The sequence below is a fragment of the Limnochordia bacterium genome, from assembly GCA_023230925.1.
Lineage (GTDB): Bacteria > Bacillota > Limnochordia > DUMW01 > DUMW01 > JALNWK01.
Window position 1 is genome coordinate 1 of record JALNWK010000013.1, and the last position, 20675, is coordinate 20675.

Consider the following 20675-nt stretch of genomic DNA (forward strand, 5'->3'; position numbering starts at 1 on the left):
ATCGATGCGCGCGAATTGCCTGATAACTTTTTCGATAGTTCCCAATACATATGATACTGTGCCTAACGTGCATAAACACTATTCCTTAACCTGGTTTTCCCATCTTAGTTGCGGAAGTGCTGAAAGCGTCCCTTTGGGTGTACTAAGGGTTCAGATTTCGACTGGAGTCAATAATCTTGACCAAAATCTAGGGAAAAATGAGGAAATCCAGGCAGGGTTAACCCTGCCTGGATTCTATATCTTGGGTAGTTTGGCAAAGGATTCTTCCAGCTGTTTATCGGGATACTCAAAATCCTGGAGCTGACCGGCCAGGAATGCATCATAGGAAGCCAGATCCAAATAGCCGTTACCACTTAAGCAAAACAGGATGGTTTCCTTTTTGCCTTCTTCCCTGCAACGTAATGCCTCATCGATAGCACCTTTTATCGCATGGGCTGATTCAGGCGCCGGCACAATTCCCTCTGTCTGCGCAAATAATTGCGCGGCTTCGAACACACCTACTTGTCCTACGGCTTTGGCTTCAATAAAACCATCGGCACAAAGCTGGCTGACTAAGGGTGATGCACCATGGTAACGTAACCCGCCAGCGTGTATACCCGCTGGCATGAAATCATGGCCTAGGGTGTACATAGCTGCAATCGGTGTCAGATGCGCAACATCCCCATAGTCGTAGGCAAATCGTCCCTTGGTCAAAGTCGGACAGGCCGTAGGCTCTATCGCCACCGTACGGACCTGACGGTCCCCGGCTAGTACATCCATCAAGAAGGGAAAGGCAATACCCCCGAAATTACTTCCGCCCCCGTGGCAGCCTACCACCACGTCGGGATACTCATTAACTTTGGCTAATTGGAGTTTCGCCTCCAAGCCAATAATTGTCTGGTGTAGCAAAACGTGGTTCAACACACTTCCTAGGGCATACTTGGTGTCATCTCGACTAACCGCATCTTCAACGGCCTCGCTAATAGCGATCCCTAGACTTCCTAAAGAGTCGGGATCTTGTTCAAAAATCTTTCTCCCTGCTGCAGTCTTGGTACTGGGACTTGCTACTACATCTGCACCCCATAATCTCATCATGGAACGCCGATAGGGTTTTTGCTCGTAGCTGACCCGTACCATATATACCATGCATTCCATCCCAAAGAAGGAACACGCCAGGCTCAAAGCACTACCCCATTGCCCAGCACCAGTTTCGGTTGCTAGGCGCTTTACCCCTTCTTGTTTGTTGAAATACGCCTGAGGAATAGCCGTATTGGGCTTATGAGAGCCTGCCGGACTGACCCCTTCGTTTTTGTAGTAAATGTGTGCTGGGGTTTTCAAAGCAGCCTCCAACCGATGTGCCCGGTACAAAGGAGCAGGTCTCCATAGGGAATAGATATCTAGCACTTCCTCGGGAATATCAATCCAACGAGTGGTACTCATTTCCTGCTCAATGAGGCTCTCCGGGAAAATTGGTGCCAATTCCTCCGGTGTAATGGGCTTTTTTGTCTTGGGACTCAATGGTGGTTTTGGGATGTTGGGCATGTCCGCAGCGATATTGTACCACTGCTTAGGCATTTCCGCTTCTTTCAGTAGGATCTTGGTTCGACTCATCTCAGGCTCATCTCCTCTATGCTAAACTAGGCTCATTTGCTATTTATTCTACCTCTATGCCAGGATTCCTGCTCACCCTACAAAAAAATGCCCCAAGGTCTAAAGTGGCATCTTGAGGCATAAACATGTTCTGCAGATCAAACACCGGAGGCCATTACTATGCGGGGACAACTACCGACCATGCTTTACTATATGGCGCTTTGCCGCTTTCTTGCCGGTATTCTGGAAATACTTGCCGCTTTTCTCATGCTCCATTCCGGTAAGATCATTAGCGCCCTGAAAATCAACGCGCTCCTAGGTCTCATCGGACCAATTGTCCTACTCGTAACCAATGTCTTTGGACTTGCGGCAGTCCGAAGCGATCTTCCCCTGCACAAAATATTTATCATCGCCCTTGGTGTTGCACTAGTTTTTTGGGGAACAACAGGTTAGCTGTTCGGAGTCCAAAGCTTTGGCTTCCTAAGTGGAACCACATTGCTTTCCTTATCGCTATCGTCTTCCCCGGAGCCAGCTTCATCAGTACCTTCGACTAATCCTAAGCTGGTTACCAGATTCTCCTGTACTTTCATTAGTAATTCCATCAATTCGTACTGGGCTTCGATGTAGGCCCGGGCATAGGGATTCATCATCAAAACCTGGAAACGTGTCGCTATCTCTGACTCCTCTTCAGGGGTGATTTCCTCACCCTTTTGCTGTTTCTCTACTAGCTGCTGCTGAAACTCACCCCAACTTTGTAACATCTTTGTTGGGGCTTCTCGTTTTTCTACATCTGCCTTGGCAACTTGTAGTTTCTGGTACTCATCGGTATTGCGAATCTCATTAGCTAATTCCAGTACCTTCCGTTGAACGCTCACGTTTATCACCTCAAGTCCCTTTCTCAGAAGGGGATCTCTTCATTCCGCATAGACCCATCGCCGTCTTCTTCATCCTCCTCGTCAGTTTCGGCTACTAACGCAACAGCGACTATCTCATCTTTGTCCTGAAGGCGCATCATTCTAACTCCTTGGGTACTTCGCCCTTGTCGTGGAATATCGTCCACTTTCATGCGAATCATAATCCCTTCGGAAGTAATCATCATCACTTCCTGATGCTCCATAACTACCTGTACACCAATGATCGGCCCATTCTTCTCAATGATATTTAGGGTCCTTACTCCCTTGCCTCCCCGGGAAATTGCCCGGTATTCCTTGAGCAGGGTTCGTTTACCATAACCCTTTTCTGTAACCACAAGGAGATCCGCATCTTCAAAAACAATCCCTCCGGCTACAACATAATCCCCTGGTCTTAGGTCAATCCCCTTGACACCAGCGGTCGCCCGACCGGTATGGCGCACTTGCTCTTCGGGGAAACGAATGGCCTGACCTTGATGGGTCACTAGAATAATCTCCCGTTTGCCGTCGGTAAGAAATACACCGGCTAGTTCATCGTCATCCCGGAGATTTATTCCAATAAGGCCAGCACTCCTTGGGGAATCGTATTCACTTAAGGCTGTCTTCTTAACTTGCCCATTCTTGGTGATCATTACCAGATAATGATCCTCATCGTAATCATCAATGGGGAATATCGTCTTGATGTATTCCTTGGGACCTAGCTGCAGCAGATTTACAATTGCAGTACCCCTAGCGGTACGACCTGATTCCGGTATTTCGTAGGCCTTTAGTCGATATACCTGGCCACGATTACTGAAGAACAGGATATAGGAATGCGTGGTCGTGGTAAATAGGTGTTCTACAAAATCCTCCTCCCGGGTGTTCATGGCGATGATTCCCCGGCCTCCCCGGCGTTGACTTTTATAACTTGTTAAGGGCAGTCGTTTGACATACCCGTAGTGGGTCATGGTCACCACGATATCTTCCTTCGTGATTAGATCTTCAATATCAATTGCTCCAGGATCAAAGCTAATCTGAGTACGTCTGGGTGTATTGTATTTCGCTTTAATCTCCAAGAGCTCCTCTTTAACGATCTCAAAGAGCCTAGTCTCAGAGGCTAAAATACCTTCTAGATTACCGATGCGGTCCGTCAACTCTTGGTGCTCTTGCTCAATCTTGATCTGCTCTAGGCCGGTTAAACGCCGCAGACGCATATCCAAAATCGCAACGGCCTGAGTCTCAGTCATGCTAAACTTGTCAATCAGTTGGGTTTTGGCCATCTCATCGTTTTGTGATTGACGAATAATCGCAATCACTTCATCGATATTCGCAAGGGCGATCCGTAACCCTTCTACAATGTGTAACCGTTCTTTGGCCTTCCGTAACTGGAATCTGGTTCGACGGGTCACCACTTCTTTTTGATACTGCAAGTAGTGCCACAGCATTTGTTTTAGGGTGAGTACCTTTGGCTCATCATCTACTAACGCAAGCATGATCGCTCCAAAGGTATCTTCTAAGGGCGTCTGTTTGTATAGGCAATTAAGCACAACATTTGGACTCGCATCCCGTTTTATTTCAATAACAATGCGTAGTCCATTGCGATCCGATTCATCTCTAAGTGCTGATATGCCCTCTATTTTTTTATCCCTGACTAGAGCCGCAATTTTCTCTACCAAGGACGCTTTATTCACCTGATAGGGAATCTCATCAATGATGATCTGATGGCGATTTCCAGAGAGAGGTTCAATCCTGGCCTTGGCCCGAACACGAATGCGACCTCTTCCCGTAGTATAGGCTTCCTTGATTCCCTCGGTACCCAAGATAATACCACCGGTGGGAAAGTCTGGTCCTTTAACAAAAGCCATTAGCTCTTCAATAGTCGCCTGGGGGTTATTCACAAGATAAACCAACGCATCCACGACTTCCCCAAGGTTATGGGGTGGGATTTTTGTGGCCATCCCAACAGCAATCCCCTCTGACCCGTTAACAAGTAAGTTGGGAAAACGTGATGGCAATGAAAGAGGCTGCTCTAGACTACCGTCAAAGTTTGGTCCAAAATCCACTGTATCCTGATCAATTTCCCGCAGCATCTCCATAGCCAATCGAGATAGCCGTGCCTCGGTATAACGCATGGCAGCAGGTGGATCCCCGTCCATAGAACCGAAGTTACCATGACCTTCAACTAACGGGTCCCGATAGGAGAAATCTTGAGCCATACGCACCATCGCGTCATAAATGGCACTATCACCGTGGGGATGATACTTACCCATAACCTCTCCTACAATACGCGCCGACTTCTTAAATGGCCGGTTAAAGGCTAAATTTAGCTCGCTCATAGAATACAAGATGCGTCTTTGTACTGGCTTCAAACCATCTCGCACATCGGGAAGGGCCCTATCCACAATTACACTCATCGCATAATCTAGATAGGATCGCTTCATCTCTTGCTCTATGTCTCGCTCGATTACTCGCCCGCCTTCAAAGTTCAGTTCCATTCGTATTTCCACTCCCTACAAATCCATCCCCGGCTAAACATCCAAGTTCTCCACTTCTTTGGCATGTTGATTAATGAAGTCCCGCCGGGGCTCGACCTTCTCGCCCATGAGAGTAGAGAAGATCTCATCGGCGGCGACGGCATCTTCCAGCTCCAATTTCACAGTGGTCCGCGTCTGAGGGTTCATGGTCGTCGTCCAAAGCTGTTCTGCATTCATTTCTCCAAGACCCTTGTAGCGCTGGATCGCAACTCCGTCCCGACCAATCCGATCTAGCAAGTTATCTAACTCCTTATCGGAGTATAGATAGTGTTCTTCCTTCTTACCCTTTTTTACATAGTATAACGGCGGCATAGCAATATAGATATGACCATTGGTAATCAACGGCTTCATGAATCGATAGAAAAACGTCAACAAAAGGGTCCTAATGTGTGCACCGTCTACATCCGCGTCTGTCATTAACACGATATGACCATACCTGAGTTTCCCAAGGTCAAAATCCTCGCCGATCCCCGTGCCAATGGCCGTAATCATGGCTCTAATCTCTGCATTAGCAAGTATCCGGTCCATGCGTGCCTTTTCAACATTGAGGATCTTACCTCGCAGGGGCATAATGGCCTGAAAATGCCGCTCACGTCCTTGCTTGGCCGTACCACCGGCGGAGTCTCCTTCCACTAAGTAGAGCTCACATTCATCCGGATTGGTTGACGTACAATCGGCAAGCTTACCTGGGAGACTACTGACCTCCAAGGCATTCTTCCGGCGGGTAAGCTCCCGAGCTTTCCGTGCTGCTTGTCTGGCCCGACAAGAAGCTAAGGCCTTTTCAATAATCTGCCGAGCTTGCTGGGGATGCTCCTCCAGATAAATCCCAAGCTTCTCTGTCAAAGCAGACTCCACCACTCCCCTAACCTCGGAGTTACCTAGCTTTCCCTTGGTCTGGCCTTCAAACTGCGGCTCTGGGAGCCACACACTCATCACTGCGGTACATCCTTCTCGCACGTCTTCTCCAGCTAGGTTCTCTTCCTTTTCCCGAAGCAAATTATTCTTACGGGCATAATCGTTTATCGTTCTGGTTAATCCGGAACGAAAACCACTCAGATGGGTACCGCCTTCGTGGGTATGAATGTTATTAACAAAACTGTAGATACCCTCACTATAGCTATTCGTGTATTGAATTGCCACTTCCAGCTCAACATCATCTATTTGATGTTCGAAATAAATCACATCGTTGTGTATGGCGTTCTTAGTCTTATTCAATTGCTCGACAAAGGAGACTATACCACCATCATACTTGAAAAGACAATGCCGTCCAGTTCTCTCATCGTATATCTCAATGCGCACGCCCTTATTCAAGAAAGCAAGTTCCCTTACTCGATTAATGATTAGGTCTACATCAAAACGAACTGTCTCAAAAATTAAGGGATCTGGCTTGAAGAGAATAATAGTCCCTGTTTCGGTCGTATCGCCAATGACTTCTAAGTCCTGAACAGCAACTCCCCGTTGGAAACGTTGGCGATGGATTTTCCCGTTTCTCTTGATTACTACCTCCAGGGATTCACTTAGGGCATTAACTACCGATACACCAACTCCGTGTAGTCCACCTGAAACCCTGTAGGCGGAACCTTCTTGGCCGAATTTGCCTCCAGCGTGCAATACTGTCAGCACTACTTCCACAGTAGGCCTATTCATCTTGGGATGAATAGCCACAGGAATACCCCGGCCGTTGTCAATCACCCGCAAATAACCGTCGGCACCGATCTCAACCCTGATCAAATCGCAGAATCCGGCCATGGCCTCATCGATACTGTTATCAATGACTTCATAGAAAAGCTGCATCAGGCCCTTTTCATCGGTGCTTCCGATGTACATTCCGGGACGTTTTCTGACAGCTTCCAGACCCTCCAAGACTTGGATCTGTTCAGCTTCGTATGTTTCCTTTGGCTTATCAAAACCCATTTTTGCATTTCCTCCACTGCCAACTACTGATCGCGGAAAAACAGGGCATCCTCCCGCGGAGTGCCTTGTCGACTACATTCCCACAATCAATAAAATTCTAGTACATTGGGGGGTCTTTGTCAACTTAACCCGTGGTTAGTTTAACCTTTACATTCGATGTCTAAGTGTACAGAGGATTAACTAGGGTAAGTTAGTAATGTACTCGAGTCTACGTCTTAAGGTTGCCACACTAATTGGTGATACATAAACTTCCTGCTCCAACAAAACCAGGGTCCGAGGCTTAGATCCCAAATGGACCACAAAGCCCTCTTCGTGGGCAGTATTAATAAATTGACGGTTGGCTCGGTAGTTTGCAAGATCCTGGATACCAATCAAGGCTACAATTTTGCTAACGGGAACAATGACATCTTGACCAATGTGTAAGTACACTACGTTTTAACCCCCTGCTAAAACTTCTCAACTTGTTCTAGTCTTCCCTCACTAATATGACTGATTTGTGCCCCTGCAAGACTCCTTTTGTCTAGGCTCCCAAGGTCCGTTGTCGTCAAAAAAATCTGGGTATCTTGACTAATATGCATCAGGAAACGTTCACAACGGTTTTGATCCAGCTCGCTTAACACATCGTCTAGCAGGAGTAACGGTCTTTCCTCCTGGGCTTGGGCTACATAATTCAGTTCCGCAAGCTTACTAGCAAGCACCGCAGTTCGTTGCTGACCTTGGGAACCATAGATACGGGCATCTTTACTGTTGATTAGGAAAATCAGATCGTCCCGCTGTGGCCCCACGAGAGTCATTTTTTGTATCCTTTCCAGTGACTTCTTCTCCTCCAACTGGTGTGTGAAGATCCCCCGAAGTTTATCCTTGCTATAGGGAGCTCCTTTTTCAGCACGGGCAATCATATACTCCCTTTGCTCCCTAAGAAAGAAAGGCAGATATATAACTCTAAGGTCTTCGGTACCTGAAATTGACCGGTGAGCAACGGAGGCAAATTCACTGATCATATCTACCGCTTCCATGCGGCGCTCCATGATGTCAACGCCCACTGTCACTAACTGTTCATCCCAAATGTCCATTTGGTCAAAATGACCCTTTTTTAAGGCCAAATTCCGTTGGGCAAGGACCTTATTGTACTTTTGAAGCTGATGGCGAAAATACTTATTAGCCAAGGCAATCTGGAGGTCCAAATACCGACGCCGGGCCGAAGGTGACCCCTTAACTAAATTCAGATCATCCGGGGAGAACAAAACCGCAGATAATCTGCCAAAGACATCCAGGGCACTAGCAAGCCTCTTCGACCCCACCCAAATCTGTTTTCTCTTCCCGCGGGTCAAGACCACACATATTTTCGTACTAGTCTGGCTGTAGGCTACCTCCCCTTCTAGGTACGCCTCATCCCCTTGCCAATTAATCAATTCATCTTCTTTGTACGCCCGTTGGGATGAAGCTGTAGCTAAAAAGTAAACCCCTTCAAGGAGATTTGTTTTGCCTTGCCCGTTATTGCCGACAAATACGTTTAAATGTGGACTCGGACAGTACAAGATCTCCTTTATATTGCGAAATCCGCGCATTTGCAAACGATCTAACCGCAAAAAATGCATCATCCTCCATTTTCTTTAACGACCCTTACCGTACCAACCTGGGTAACATCAACAATATCACCGGGCACAACTTGTTTGCTACGATGCACCTCAACCTGCTCATTAACCTGTACTTGTCCATCTTGAATCAACTGCTTTGCAATACCACCACTTATTCCAAACGCCCATTTCAAAAGTCCCTGCAAAGCAATGCTATCTGTGTATATCGACACTTCTTTCAAAACTATATTTCCCCTTCACTGATCTTTACTGGCATTACGAGATACGTGAAAAAATCACTATTAGGAATCTTTAGTAGGGCAGGTCCATTGGCCTCCCCCAGTTCCAAAATAACTTCTTGGGTATTCATAACCCTTAAGGCATCGATGAAAAACCTCGCCTGATAAGCTCCCACAAGTCGCTGCAGACCGGAAGACGCATCTTGATCTTCTTCATTGTCGGACCAACGTTCCTTCGTAAGACTCTGCACTTCAAAGGGCAAAATCAATTCCTCATCGATATGACCTAACTCAGGCTCCCTGCTGCTAATACGAAGCTTTGTGTCCTCGGCCTCAATAAGCATCACCGCACTACCCTTCTTCGTCATGATCCCAGCGCGGTCACTGGCCGCAAGGAAATCCGCCCTTGGAAGGGGCAAAGGATATGTATCCAGTCCTTCGGTAAATCTATTATAATCCGGGTAATCACCCTCGATCAACCTTGCCGAGATCAATAACCTATCGTTCCAGAAGCTGATCATATTCTGCCCGATTCTGCATTTTACCTTGCCTTTTTCCCCTAATCCACCAAGAATCCTGGCAATTAAGTTCATTGTCCGACCTGGTGCCACTGCCTTGACTTTGGTGTTGTTGGTATCTGCTTCGGTTTCTCCGAGCAAACCTATCGTTGAATCCAAGGGGGTGGGTTCTGCCACATCCTCTGTGTAGGCCTCGGATCCTTGATCAGCATCCTCTGGTAACAACACCTCTTTACTGCAGACAGCCAACCGATTACCATCGGTGGATACTAAGTTCAAGTTGTTATCCTCATATTCTACCAAAATACCGGAAATAAAGGGACGCCGATCCTCGGGCAATCCCACACTAATTAGCGTATGGCGAATCATGTTTTGCAGATCATGGGCGAATGCCACAAAATGTGGTTCCCCTGTGGGAACATGTAGCCCTTGGAAATCCTGTACGTTGAGTACCTGCAATTTGAGCCGAACAGTACCAGCACGTAAGACCATCGCGTTTTCTTCCGGTGCCATAGCAAAAGATACATCCACTTCGGGCAGCTTGCGTACAACTTGAGAAAAGTAGCGACCGTCAACTAGCAGTCGTCCGGTTTCTTCTACCACCGCTGGAATACTGCATCTTATTCCTAGTTTGTGATCATTTGCTGAGAGTATTAGTTGGTCTTCCTTTGCTTCGAGAAGTATCCCTGCGATGCCAGGAATACTTTCGGAATCACCTGATGAAACTGCGTGCTCAACTGTATCAACGCCATATTGTAGATCTTGTTGTTTGCAGAATACATTCATAGTCCGACGGCCCAAAAGGGGCCCCTCGCCTCCTTATGAATATCTTTCGATGGTGCTGTGGAAAACTCTCCTTGGTTGTTTTTGAATGCTTTGCGTTAGCAAAATAAACAATGGAGTAGTAGTAGTAGTAGTAGGCCCTGTCCAAAGCGTGGAAAACCAGTCTCAGCAGCGTTGCTACGACGTTACAGCTGTAGAAAAGGCTGTAGACATCGTCAGCACCTTTTCCCCAGTCTCCACATGGTAAAAAATGGGTTAAAAATTGTCCAAGATTCATCCACAGGTTATCCACAGGTTTTGTGGATAACTATCCGCCATGAAGCCGTGTTCTAAGAACTTGGATTGTACGTTCCAGAGCCTGATCGTCTTCTATTTCCTGGGCGATCTTATCATAGGAATGGAGTATGGTAGAATGATCTCGCCCACCAAAGGCTTCTCCAAGCCGTGGCAGGGAGGAATCAGTCATCTCCCGAGCTAAATAGATTGCAATCTGTCTTGGAAAGACAATGGCCCGTGTCCGTTTGCGGCCCCGCAGTTCCGAAGACTTGATTCCAAAATACTCTGCTACTACTTCCTGAATCTCCTCGATGGATAGATCTTTGCCCCGTTTTGGGGTGATAATATCCTTTAAAGCCTCTTGGGCCAGGTCTAGATCAACAGAGTGACCGGTTAAGGACGAGTAGGCAGCGATTTTGATCAAGGCTCCTTCTAACTCCCGAATGTTACCTTCTATATGCTCAGCTATATATAGTAATACTTCATGGGGAATGGAGAGGTTTTCCGCAGCTTGCTTCTTCTGTAGAATTGCCACCCTGGTTTCGTAATCTGGGGGTTGAATATCTGTACCCAAACCCCATTCAAAACGAGATCGCAGTCGTTCCTCAATGTCTTGAATTTCCTTCGGTGGACGATCACTGGAAATAACAATTTGTTTGTTCGCTTCATAAAGGGCATTGAACGTATGGAAGAACTCTTCCTGGACACTCTCTTTTCCGGCCACAAATTGAATATCATCAATTAGTAGAATATCTACATGTCTATACTTGTTCCTAAACTCGGGCATGGAGCGGGAACCAATGGCAGTGATCAGTTCGTTAGTAAAAGTCTCGGAAGAAACGTAGACAACTTTGATACCATTGTGCCGTTCCAGGGCGTACTGTCCGATGGCGTGCATTAAGTGGGTCTTGCCAAGCCCGACATTTCCGTAGATGAATAGTGGATTGTAGGCCTTGGCGGGTTCTTCCGCGACGGCTAGACATGCTGCATGGGCAAAACGATTCGAGTCTCCGACTACATAAGTATCAAAGGAATACTTGGGATTGAACGTACTCGACTTTGGAATCTGCACGGAGCTGGAACGTTCCCTGGTTTTTTTCACCTCTGGCGGACGGATCTCTTGATCCGGTTGCTTTTTTGGTGGATTAAAGGCATCAGGGAGTACTAGGCCGATTTGCCAAGGACGACCTGTTATTTCCTCAAGACAGGCTTCAAGCCTTTTTAGAAATCTGGCTTGGATCCAATCCCGCACAAAACGGTTAGGAACCTGCACGATAAGAGAATTTCCTCTAAAGCCCAGGGGCTTTGCCGACATTAACCAAACCTTAGCACCGGGATCCTCTTCCGTAGCCTGAAGACTGGATATTATTTTCGTCCAAATTTGTTGCAACTGTTCTGTCATGATATTTTGGCGCATTATGGCTCACTTATCTTCCGAACAGAAAGAAATGCGCCATTACTTCCTTTCTGTAAAATGATAATGACCCAAAAGTTCGGGCCAATCGGGAAGCTAGGCGGTATGGCGATTGTTAATCATAGCCGACTGGGCCTTATTGTGGCAAGCTTGTTTCCACTAATTGCTTGCCTAATTTTGTTGGTCACGGGCAGTTATCTGTCGATGTCTTCTATTTACAAAGGGAAATACCTTCTGTAAATACGCGCGCATGAGCCATTAAAACACAGCAACAATAGTTTTGAAGCTGGTTCTAGCGATCCAAATCTACTAGAAAATACTCTTAACCAGTTAGGTATATTCGTTTTTGACCAGAGAGTTTCCTCCCTGCCCCGCAAAAAAAAAGGGAGTTGTCCACAGATGTGGATAAAATGTTCAAGACTGGTCAAGATATGGATCGCGGAGGACATGTCTTTGACGAGAGCTGGGGAAAACGAGAAGCAAAAGCAATTGTAGAACGGATCGCGGTGGTTTTCCACAACTTTTCCACAGGCTGTGGACAATTGTTTAAAACGAAAGAGAACAAAAGCCACCGGGTTATCCACATGTTATCCACAGTTTCCCTACAGCTTGGGTAAAGACGGGTAAACCCAATGGTACCAGGGGTTATCGCGTGTGTGACCCGGGTACTCCAAACAAGTTATCCACAAGTACAGACATTCTGGAGAAGTGATTGGAGGGCCGATTCCATCTGGATTTGGGTTACTTTCCACAGGTTTTACACCATTTGGGGAAAAGATTGATAGTGAGGGAAAGGGCTGATCTAATCTGGGTTGCTTGACACCTAAAAGGGGGCTAGGCTATAATTTTAGTTAGCGTGTGGGTCAGTTGAAATTGTACTCAAGAATAGGAGTTGACGGGGTATGGTCAAGAGGACGTATCAGCCGAAGGTACGCAGGCGCAAAAGAAGACACGGTTTTCGGCAACGGATGCAGACTCCATCCGGTAGGAATGTGCTCAGGAGAAGGCGCAAAAAGGGCCGAAAGGTTTTATCTGCCTAATATACGAAGAGTTGTGTAGATTAGATTTTTTGACGAAGACCAAGGATTATCGAAGAGTATATGAGTCGGGAAGAAGCTATAGCAACAAGATGCTAGTCCTACACGCGCTAAAATCCGACGATGGGGTAGTCCGGATTGGTTTTTCTGTAAGTAAAAAGGTCGGCAAGGCGGTGGTCCGCAATCGGTGTAAACGCCAATTAAGAGAGATTGCTCGTTCAGTAGCCCCCCAGTTAACTTGCGGGGGATGTCTGGTGTTTTCCGCTAGGGCCGCGGCCAAGGACTCTAATTACTGGGATCTGCAGGATGCGGCCGTCGATCTTTTACAAAAAGCTGGTTACCTGAAAGGAAAGAAAGTAAGAGCGGGAAAATGAAGAAAAATTGGCTGGCAAATCTGTTGGTAGCTTCGGTATGTGGTATAATTAGGCTGTATCAGTTGGTGATATCCCCTTTCTTCCCCCGACGCTGCAGGTTCTACCCTACCTGTTCTGAATATTGTCTGATCGCGGTCCGGCGATATGGGGTTGTTTACGGGTTATATAAAGGGTTCCACCGGATTTGTCGATGCCACCCTTTTAACGCTGGGGGATATGATCCTGTAGACTAGTTGTCGGAAGCAGAATGGAGGGGGGCTATTTGCAATACCTACAACAAGGACTCGAATGGGTATTGACTTTTTTCTACCAATTGACGGGCAATTGGGGATTAGCCATCGTATTTTTGACCGTATTGTTCCGTATAGTGCTTTATCCGTTGTATCTAAGCCAGATGCGAAGTCTTGCTGCGTCGAAGAGGTTGCAGCCGCATTTAGAGGAGCTTCAGAAGAAGTATAAGGACAACCCTGAAGAGTTGAACCGGCGCATGATGCAGCTTTATCAAGAAAACAAGGTAAACCCGTTCGGGGGTTGTTTACCAGCCCTATTACAACTGCCGATTATTTGGATTTTGTTCAGTGTATTGAGGAATTTCGAGTTTGAAGGTGGTTTTCTGTGGATACCCAACCTTAAGAATCCTGATCCCTTCTATATCCTGCCTATCTTAGCAGCTGTTTTCACCTATGGTCAATCAAAAATGATGAATACGGGTACGGAGACGTCTGGCTCAGCCAACTCTATGAATCAGGTGTTGACCTGGTTTAGTCCCATTCTGATTGGTTCGGTGAGCATTCGGTTTCCGTCGGGTGTCGTTATTTACTGGACAGTTAATTCCATTTTGGCGATGATTCAGCAGCATTTTGTACAGAAACAGCTTGATGCAGAGGAGAAAGAGAGGGGGGCTGCAGGGAATGAAGGCGACGGTAAGAAGCGGCAAAACAGTTGATGAGGCCGTTCGGTCCGTACTTGATGAGTGGCAGGTTTCCAAGGATATGGTTGAGATTGAGGTCTTGGATGAGGGAAACAAGGGGATCTTGGGTTTGTTTGGGAAAGAGGCTGTAGTACGGGTGACTATGTGCAACCCGATGGAGGAAAAGGGTGAATTTGCAAGGGATTTCCTTCAGAACATCGTGACAAAGATGGGGTGCCCGGCAACAGTGGATTTAGCCCTGAGTGAAGACTGTGTGCATCTTACCATAACCGGCGAAGGCCTTGGTATGGTGATTGGTCGCAGGGGTCAAACATTGGATGCACTGCAGTGCTTGGTTAGCGCAGGTGCTAATAAAGGACAGGGTGAATGGGTTAAAATACTACTGGATGCTGAGGGTTATCGGGCAAGACGGGAAGAGACTTTGAAAAATTTGGCTCAGCGTCTGGGTCGAAAGGTGAGAGCTACAAAAAGAAAGGCTGTGCTTGAGCCGATGAGTTCGTACGAAAGACGGGTGATTCATCTGGCCCTGCAGGATGAAAAGGACGTGGATACCTTTAGCGAGGGCAAAGAGCCCTATCGCCGCGTAGTGATCGTTCCGAAGAGCTAAGTAGCTGTAGGTATAAAAAGTGAATTTTAAAGAACGCGGCCTCTTTGGCTGCGTTCTTGTTTTTGGGGGGAGTATTATGGCCGTAGATACAATTGCAGCCATATCCACAGCTTTAGGTGAAGGTGGCATTGGTATTGTACGTATGAGTGGACCAAGGGCTGTGGAGATCGCCAAGGGGATCTTTAAGCCTGCGGGGAACACATTGTGGCCTACCAATTCCCATCGGTTAACCTATGGCCACATTGTAAATCCATCTGGTGCTGTTATTGATGAAGTCCTAGTAGCAGTTATGCGCGCTCCCCATTCCTATACTACTGAGGATATCGTTGAGATTAATAGCCATGGTGGAATGGTTGTGATGCAACAGATACTGGATCTCCTTTTAGGCCATGGAGCTCGTTTGGCGGAACCTGGGGAGTTTACCAAGCGGGCCTTTCTGAACGGACGGATTGACTTGGTACAAGCGGAGGCAGTAATTGATCTGATTCGGGCTAAGTCTGATGCTGCGGCTAAGGCTGCTAGTAGTCAGCTACAAGGGTATTTATCTAGGGAGATTAAGGAGATCTGGCGAAGACTGATTGAAGTGCTGGCCCATATGGAGGCGATGCTGGATTTTCCTGAGGATGACATCGAGGAGCTCTCAACAGATACGATCAGTAGGGAGATTATTGGATGTCAGGTTCAGGTTAGGGAATTGATCAAGCGGAGTAGACAGGGTAAGATTTTGCGGGAGGGAGTCTACACCGCCATTGTTGGTCCTCCCAACGTTGGTAAATCTAGCCTGTTAAACGCCTTGTTGCAGGATGATCGGGCCATTGTTTCTCCCTATGCCGGTACTACTAGGGATGTGATTGAGGAGTCGGTGACTATCGGGGGGATTGTGCTACGTATTGCCGATACCGCGGGGATCAGAAGGACCGAGGATGAGGTGGAGCAGCTGGGGGTAAGTAGAAGCAGAGTCGCCCTTAGTGAGGCGGAATTGGTTCTTTGTGTCTTGGATGGGACTTGTGAATTGGGAGCCGATGGGATTGAGCTTGTGCGATTGTTGCGGGAGAAACCCCATGTTTTGATTATTAATAAGATTGATTTACCCCAACGGCTGGATTCTGCTATGTTAAAGCAGTATGTGGCATCAACACCAGTAAAGATTAGCGCGCTCACCGGTGAAGGGCTCGAGCAACTGCGCCAGGAGATCCATGCTAGAGTGTGGGGTAAGACTGGCATGGATGGAGTAAGTGAGGCTATGGTCATGCGGGTTAGGCATCGTGAGGATCTTGAGGAATGCTTGAAGCGGTTAACCGATGCACTGGATACTCTGGAACAGGGATTGCCCATTGATTTTATCACCATTGACGTGCGAGGTGCCGCAGAAGCTTTGGGTCGGATTACGGGAGAGAACGTCGCGGATGAAGTAATCGAACAAGTGTTCGCGGAATTCTGCGTCGGTAAGTAGGTAGGTGATCAATATGGTGGGGACTTATGATGTGATTGTGGTTGGGGGTGGACACGGGGGTTGTGAAGCGGCGTTAGCTAGCGCACGACTAGGATGTCGTACGCTACTACTGACCTTGCATATTGATAGTATCGCCCAAATGTCTTGTAACCCTGCCATTGGGGGGCCTGCGGCGAAGAGTCATCTGGTTAGGGAAATGGACGCCCTAGGCGGTGAGATGGGTAAGGTGATCGATCAAACGTTCTTGAATATTCGGCTACTCAATACCAGCCGGGGACCTGCGGTGTGGGCATTGCGTGCCCAAGCGGATAAAAAATCCTATCAAAAGGAGATGCTTACTCGACTTTATGGAGTACCGGCATTAGATGTGGCTATGGGTGAGGTCACAGATCTTCTGGTCGATAATGGTAGAATCGTGGGGGTAAGAGTAGCTGGTAATCGAGTGTACCAGGGACGAGCCGTTATCCTATGTACTGGTACGTTCCTAGGGGGCCAGGTGGTATTGGGAAGTGAGAAAAGCCCAGGTGGTCGGCTGGGAGAACCAGCTTCTTGGGGATTAAGCAAGAGTTTACTCGAGCTTGGCTTTTCCATGAATCGGTATCAAACGGCTACACCACCACGGATTGACGGTAGAACAGTGGACTATAGTCAAATGCGAGAACAGCGGGGCCAGCGGGGCCTTTGCTTCTCCTTTAGTACCAAGGAGCCTAGGGAGAGTGTTTTACCCTGTTGGTTAACCTATACCACCGAGGAGACTATCGAGACGGTGAGGAGGAATCTGCATACATCACCCATCCAGAGCGGAGCTATTACAGGGCATGGGCCCAGGTTTTGCCCCTCCATTGATCGAAAGGTGATTCGCTTTCCTGATAAGAGCGACTATCAGATCTTCGTGGAGCCAGAAGGACTAGATACGGTGGAGCTATATCTGCTTGGCTTGACTACGGCGATGCCCATTGAGGTGCAGCTGGAAATCTTGAAGACTATCCCTGGTCTGCAGGAAGCCCGGGTGATGCGCCCGGGTTACGCAGTGGAATACGATTATATTGATGCCCGGGAGCTTTGGCCTAGTCTTGAGAGCAAGCGGATTAGTGGTCTGTACTTTGCTGGTCAGATCGTTGGTACTTCCGGTTATGAGGAAGCTGCCGCCCTTGGACTGATGGCGGGCATAAATGCAGCGCGCAGGATCAGTGGGTTGCCTGCGGTGCTGATTCAGCGGAGTCAAGGTTATATTGGTGTAATGATTGACGATTTGGTTACCAAGGGAACTGTTGAGCCCTATCGGATGATGACCTCGCGGGCGGAGTACCGATTGCTGCTGCGCCAGGATAATGCGGACTTTCGTTTACGGGACCTAGGGTGGCAGTTGGGCCTTGTTTCCGAGGAGGAGTATCGGGAGTTTCAGTCTAAAAGAGACCAAGTCTATGATTGCCTAGCGCGGATGGAAAAGGTACAGGTTACCCCCACCCAAGAGGTATTATTCAAATTGAAGGAACGGGGAAGTGGAGGCCTGAAGAAAGCGGTGAGCCTAGGGGATATTCTGTGCAGGCCGGAGATTTCCTTCGAAGATCTGGCCGATGTCTGCGATGAGGTGCCCAGGGTGAGTTCTGATGTGGCGAGACAGGTGGAGATCGAGGTCAAGTATGCCGGGTATATTGCTCGCCAAAGGGATCAGGTGGCTAAGTTCGAAGAGCTAGAGAAAATGGATATTCCCCGTGATATTGACTATACCCGGATTAAGGGACTTGGAAATGAGGCAAAGGAACGATTACTAGAGGTAAGACCCTTATCTATAGGTCAGGCCCGGCGTATTCCCGGGGTATCTGCAACGGATGTCACTGCGGTGTTGGTTGAGGTAAAGCGACTCTCGAAGACTGAGCAGGAAAGGCGAGCGGTTAGCGGTGAGAAGATATGATGTGATTGTGATCGGGGCAGGCCATGCAGGCTGTGAGGCTGCTTTGTCTGCCGCCCGGCTAGGGGCTCGGGTATTATTGCTGACTGCCAATATTGATAGCGTGGCACTATTGCCCTGTAACCCGTCCATTGGGGGCCCGGGGAAGAGTCAGCTGGTACGAGAATTGGCGGTGCTTGGTGGAGAGATGCCTAAAGCGGTAGACCAAACCTGCATGCAGGTGCGCAGGCTAAATACCTCCAAAGGACCGGCGGTGCAGTCTCTACGGGCGCAGATTGATCGGAAAATGTACCAAAGGGTGATGCGCAAGGTCCTCGAGCATCAAGAAAGACTTGATCTGCGTGAAGGGGTTGTCAGTGAGATCTGTGTTGATGATCGGGGGGTAGCCGGTGTTCGACTACAGAGTGGTCGGTATTGGCGGGCCCGGGCGGTTGTGTTAACCGGTGGGACCTATCTTAATGCCATGCTCCATTACGGGAAAGTCCATTTTCCGGGAGGACCCAATGGACAACGGGCCTTTAGTGATCTATCGGCATCTTTAAGCAAGATGGGGTTTCGGCTGAGAAGGTTTAAGACGGGAACGCCGCCCCGGGCCGATGGACGGACGATTAACTACGAAGGAATGATTCCCCAACCGGGAGACTCTGTGGAAAGGGGTTTCTCGCTAGAGCCCTTTCAGTCACCCACAACCCAGGCCATGTGTTATCTAACGTATACTACGGAAAAGACCCATCAGTTAGTACGGGATAATCAACAGGAAGCGGCATTGCTCTCTGGGATCATTGAAGGGGTTGGACCCCGTTACTGCCCCTCCATAGAGGTGCGGGTTTTCGCCTTTCCGGATCGGAGCCGACATCAGGTATTTATTGAGCCCGAAGGGTGGGATACCCACGAGGTATATCTTGCGGGGCTTTCCAATAGTTTCCCAGAGCATCTACAGGAGCTTATCGTTCATTCAGTACCAGGTTTGGAAAAAGCGAAGATTACGCGGTTGGGCTATGCCATAGAGTATGACTGTCTGTATCCTGATGACCTGAAAACAACTCTGGAGACAAAGCGAGTGCCGGGTCTGTTTACCGCCGGACAAATCAATGGCTCATCGGGCTATGAAGAAGCCGCGGCCCAGGGACTCATTGCCGGAGTCAATGCGGTATCTTTCATCAGGGGAGCCCCCCCCTTAGTCATTGGTCGAGATGAAGGGTATCTTGGAGTCTTGATTGACGATCTGGTGACCAAGGGAACCGAGGAACCCTATCGGATCATGACCTCCAGGGCGGAGTACAGATTGTGGTTGCGCGAGGACAATTGTGATTTGCGTCTAGCGGAGAAGGCGCACCAGTACGGGTTGATGAGTCAAGTGCAGTATGATGCTATACGGGCAAAGTGGGATGGGATCCAAAAGAAGACCCAGACATTGAGGGACATCCGTGTAAGACCGCAACCACAGGTGCAACAAGTCCTCGAAGGAGTTGGGAGTGCTCCCCTTACTCAGGGAGAGACGCTGCACCAGTTGCTGAAGCGTCCCGAGGTGAAATACGAGAATATCCAAGACATTATGGAGTCCCTGGGACTACAGGATGATTTCGCTTATCCCCGGGAGCTGGAGGTTGTGGTTAAGTATGCGGAGTATCTGGAAAAAGAAAGAAGGCAAGTGGAAAGGTTTCGTAATCTTGAAGAGCGGATCATTCCCGAAGGACTGGACTACGAGCAAGTGACGGCCCTATCCCGGGAGGCCACGGAAAAACTCAGCAAGGTCAGACCCCGTTCCTTGGGCCAGGCTAGTCGGATTAGTGGCGTGTCAGTGGCGGATATTACTACCCTAATGATCTACTTGGAAAAACGCAAAAGGGAGAATGAATTGTGAGTTTCGATAAACAAGAATTCCGTAGTGCCCTATTGCTTGGAGCGGAAGCAATGGGGTTAATCCTGGAGGAACAGGTTGTTGAAGGGTTTCTTTCCTTTGCTGTGTATGTGGTGAAGGGCAATACAAGACTTAATCTGACCAGGATTACCGACGAAAGGGAGATGGCAGTCAAGCATTTCCTTGATTCCTTGGCCGTAACGTTAGTGCCCCGGTTCTGCGAAGGTATTCGTTTCGTGGACATAGGTACAGGGGCAGGTTTTCCGGGGATTCCCCTGAAGATGTACGATCCTGAAAAGGAATGTACCCTTCTTGATAGCGTAGGTAAGAAAGTGGCCTTCTTGCAGGAAGCAATAGAATACCTAGGACTCAGTGGGATTGAAGGCGTGAACATGCGGGCTGAGGAGTTGGCGATTACCAAAAGAGAGTACTTCGATGGAGTTGTCTGTCGGGGTGTGGGAAGTGTCGGTGAGGTCGCCGAGTTGAGTATGCCCTTACTTCGGGTGGGTGGTATTATGGTGATCATGAAGGGACCGGAGAAAGAGCAAGTCGACAGAGCCCTATTACTAGAGGAATTAGGTGGGGCATGTAGTCCCAAGGACCAGGTAGAATATGAGCTGCCCTTTGGATTGGGGAAAAGACGACTCATTGTGATCGAAAAAGTGAAACAGACGAAGCAAAAGTACCCAAGACGGGCGGGCATGGCACGGAAACGGCCATTGTTTTGAGACGGGGCAGGAGGAAAGGGACTGCTTTTGGCGAAGAATTGAAGATAGATAGAATCAT

20 protein-coding genes are annotated in these 20675 nt (G+C 48.3%); 11 read left to right on the forward strand and 9 right to left on the reverse strand.

Going from position 1 to position 20675, the window contains the following annotated elements; genetic code table 11:
- Positions 1–234: 234 nt before the first annotated feature.
- Positions 235–1590: a TrpB-like pyridoxal phosphate-dependent enzyme gene (locus tag M0Q40_04320; protein MCK9221836.1), complete on the reverse strand. Its 1356-nt coding sequence runs from the start codon at positions 1588–1590 to the stop codon at positions 235–237.
- Between the two features lie 159 nt (positions 1591–1749).
- Between M0Q40_04320 and M0Q40_04325 the strand changes: the two genes are divergently transcribed.
- On the forward strand, positions 1750–2022 hold the full coding sequence (locus M0Q40_04325) for a YqhV family protein (protein ID MCK9221837.1): 273 nt from the start codon (positions 1750–1752) through the stop codon (positions 2020–2022).
- Here M0Q40_04325 and M0Q40_04330 read toward each other — a convergent pair.
- The 8 genes from M0Q40_04330 to dnaA all read right to left on the reverse strand — a co-directional run bounded on the left by M0Q40_04330 (position 2019) and on the right by dnaA (position 11717).
- Positions 2019–2444, reverse strand: coding sequence for a YlbF family regulator (locus M0Q40_04330; protein ID MCK9221838.1), 426 nt, complete (start codon positions 2442–2444; stop codon positions 2019–2021). The two genes, M0Q40_04325 and M0Q40_04330, sit on opposite strands and share 4 nt — an antisense overlap.
- Before the next feature lie 23 nt (positions 2445–2467).
- Entirely contained in the window at positions 2468–4954 is a 2487-nt protein-coding gene (gene gyrA, locus M0Q40_04335; GenBank protein MCK9221839.1) for a DNA gyrase subunit A, read from the reverse strand.
- A 33-nt stretch (positions 4955–4987) separates the two neighbouring features.
- Positions 4988–6907, reverse strand: coding sequence for a DNA topoisomerase (ATP-hydrolyzing) subunit B (gene gyrB / locus M0Q40_04340; protein ID MCK9221840.1), 1920 nt, complete (start codon positions 6905–6907; stop codon positions 4988–4990).
- A 180-nt stretch (positions 6908–7087) separates the two neighbouring features.
- Entirely contained in the window at positions 7088–7336 is a 249-nt protein-coding gene (locus tag M0Q40_04345) for a DUF370 domain-containing protein (GenBank protein MCK9221841.1), read from the reverse strand.
- Positions 7337–7353: 17 nt separating this feature from the next.
- Positions 7354–8496, reverse strand: coding sequence for a DNA replication/repair protein RecF (gene recF, locus M0Q40_04350; GenBank protein MCK9221842.1), 1143 nt, complete (start codon positions 8494–8496; stop codon positions 7354–7356).
- 8 nt (positions 8497–8504) lie between these two features.
- Entirely contained in the window at positions 8505–8717 is a 213-nt protein-coding gene (locus M0Q40_04355; protein MCK9221843.1) for an RNA-binding S4 domain-containing protein, read from the reverse strand.
- Positions 8718–8728: 11 nt separating this feature from the next.
- Positions 8729–10042, reverse strand: coding sequence for a DNA polymerase III subunit beta (dnaN, locus tag M0Q40_04360; protein MCK9221844.1), 1314 nt, complete (start codon positions 10040–10042; stop codon positions 8729–8731).
- Positions 10043–10331: 289 nt separating this feature from the next.
- Positions 10332–11717: a chromosomal replication initiator protein DnaA gene (dnaA, locus tag M0Q40_04365; protein ID MCK9221845.1), complete on the reverse strand. Its 1386-nt coding sequence runs from the start codon at positions 11715–11717 to the stop codon at positions 10332–10334.
- A 398-nt stretch (positions 11718–12115) separates the two neighbouring features.
- Between dnaA and M0Q40_04370 the strand changes: the two genes are divergently transcribed.
- From M0Q40_04370 to rsmG, 10 genes are all read left to right on the forward strand, one after another.
- Complete coding sequence (locus M0Q40_04370) at positions 12116–12331, forward strand: hypothetical protein (protein MCK9221846.1); 216 nt, start codon at positions 12116–12118, stop codon at positions 12329–12331.
- A 285-nt stretch (positions 12332–12616) separates the two neighbouring features.
- Positions 12617–12754 carry a 50S ribosomal protein L34 gene (gene rpmH, locus M0Q40_04375; GenBank protein ID MCK9221847.1) on the forward strand — a complete coding sequence of 46 codons (138 nt, stop codon included), beginning with the start codon at positions 12617–12619 and terminating at the stop codon, positions 12752–12754.
- Between the two features lie 29 nt (positions 12755–12783).
- Entirely contained in the window at positions 12784–13125 is a 342-nt protein-coding gene (rnpA, locus tag M0Q40_04380) for a ribonuclease P protein component (protein ID MCK9221848.1), read from the forward strand.
- Positions 13122–13358, forward strand: coding sequence for a membrane protein insertion efficiency factor YidD (gene yidD, locus M0Q40_04385; GenBank protein ID MCK9221849.1), 237 nt, complete (start codon positions 13122–13124; stop codon positions 13356–13358). Before rnpA ends, yidD begins: the two co-directional genes overlap by 4 nt.
- 29 nt (positions 13359–13387) lie before the next feature.
- Positions 13388–14071 (forward strand): YidC/Oxa1 family membrane protein insertase, encoded by a 684-nt coding sequence (locus tag M0Q40_04390; protein ID MCK9221850.1) that lies wholly within the window; start codon positions 13388–13390, stop codon positions 14069–14071.
- On the forward strand, positions 14037–14663 hold the full coding sequence (locus tag M0Q40_04395; GenBank protein ID MCK9221851.1) for a protein jag: 627 nt from the start codon (positions 14037–14039) through the stop codon (positions 14661–14663). Before M0Q40_04390 ends, M0Q40_04395 begins: the two co-directional genes overlap by 35 nt.
- A 76-nt stretch (positions 14664–14739) precedes the next feature.
- Positions 14740–16116 carry a tRNA uridine-5-carboxymethylaminomethyl(34) synthesis GTPase MnmE gene (gene mnmE / locus M0Q40_04400; GenBank protein MCK9221852.1) on the forward strand — a complete coding sequence of 459 codons (1377 nt, stop codon included), beginning with the start codon at positions 14740–14742 and terminating at the stop codon, positions 16114–16116.
- Positions 16117–16129: 13 nt separating this feature from the next.
- On the forward strand, positions 16130–18031 hold the full coding sequence (gene mnmG, locus M0Q40_04405) for a tRNA uridine-5-carboxymethylaminomethyl(34) synthesis enzyme MnmG (protein ID MCK9221853.1): 1902 nt from the start codon (positions 16130–16132) through the stop codon (positions 18029–18031).
- Positions 18018–19892, forward strand: coding sequence for a tRNA uridine-5-carboxymethylaminomethyl(34) synthesis enzyme MnmG (gene mnmG, locus M0Q40_04410; protein ID MCK9221854.1), 1875 nt, complete (start codon positions 18018–18020; stop codon positions 19890–19892). The genes mnmG (M0Q40_04405) and mnmG (M0Q40_04410) overlap by 14 nt, the downstream gene beginning before the upstream one ends.
- Complete coding sequence (gene rsmG, locus M0Q40_04415; GenBank protein MCK9221855.1) at positions 19889–20617, forward strand: 16S rRNA (guanine(527)-N(7))-methyltransferase RsmG; 729 nt, start codon at positions 19889–19891, stop codon at positions 20615–20617. Before mnmG (M0Q40_04410) ends, rsmG begins: the two co-directional genes overlap by 4 nt.
- Positions 20618–20675 lie beyond the last annotated feature (58 nt).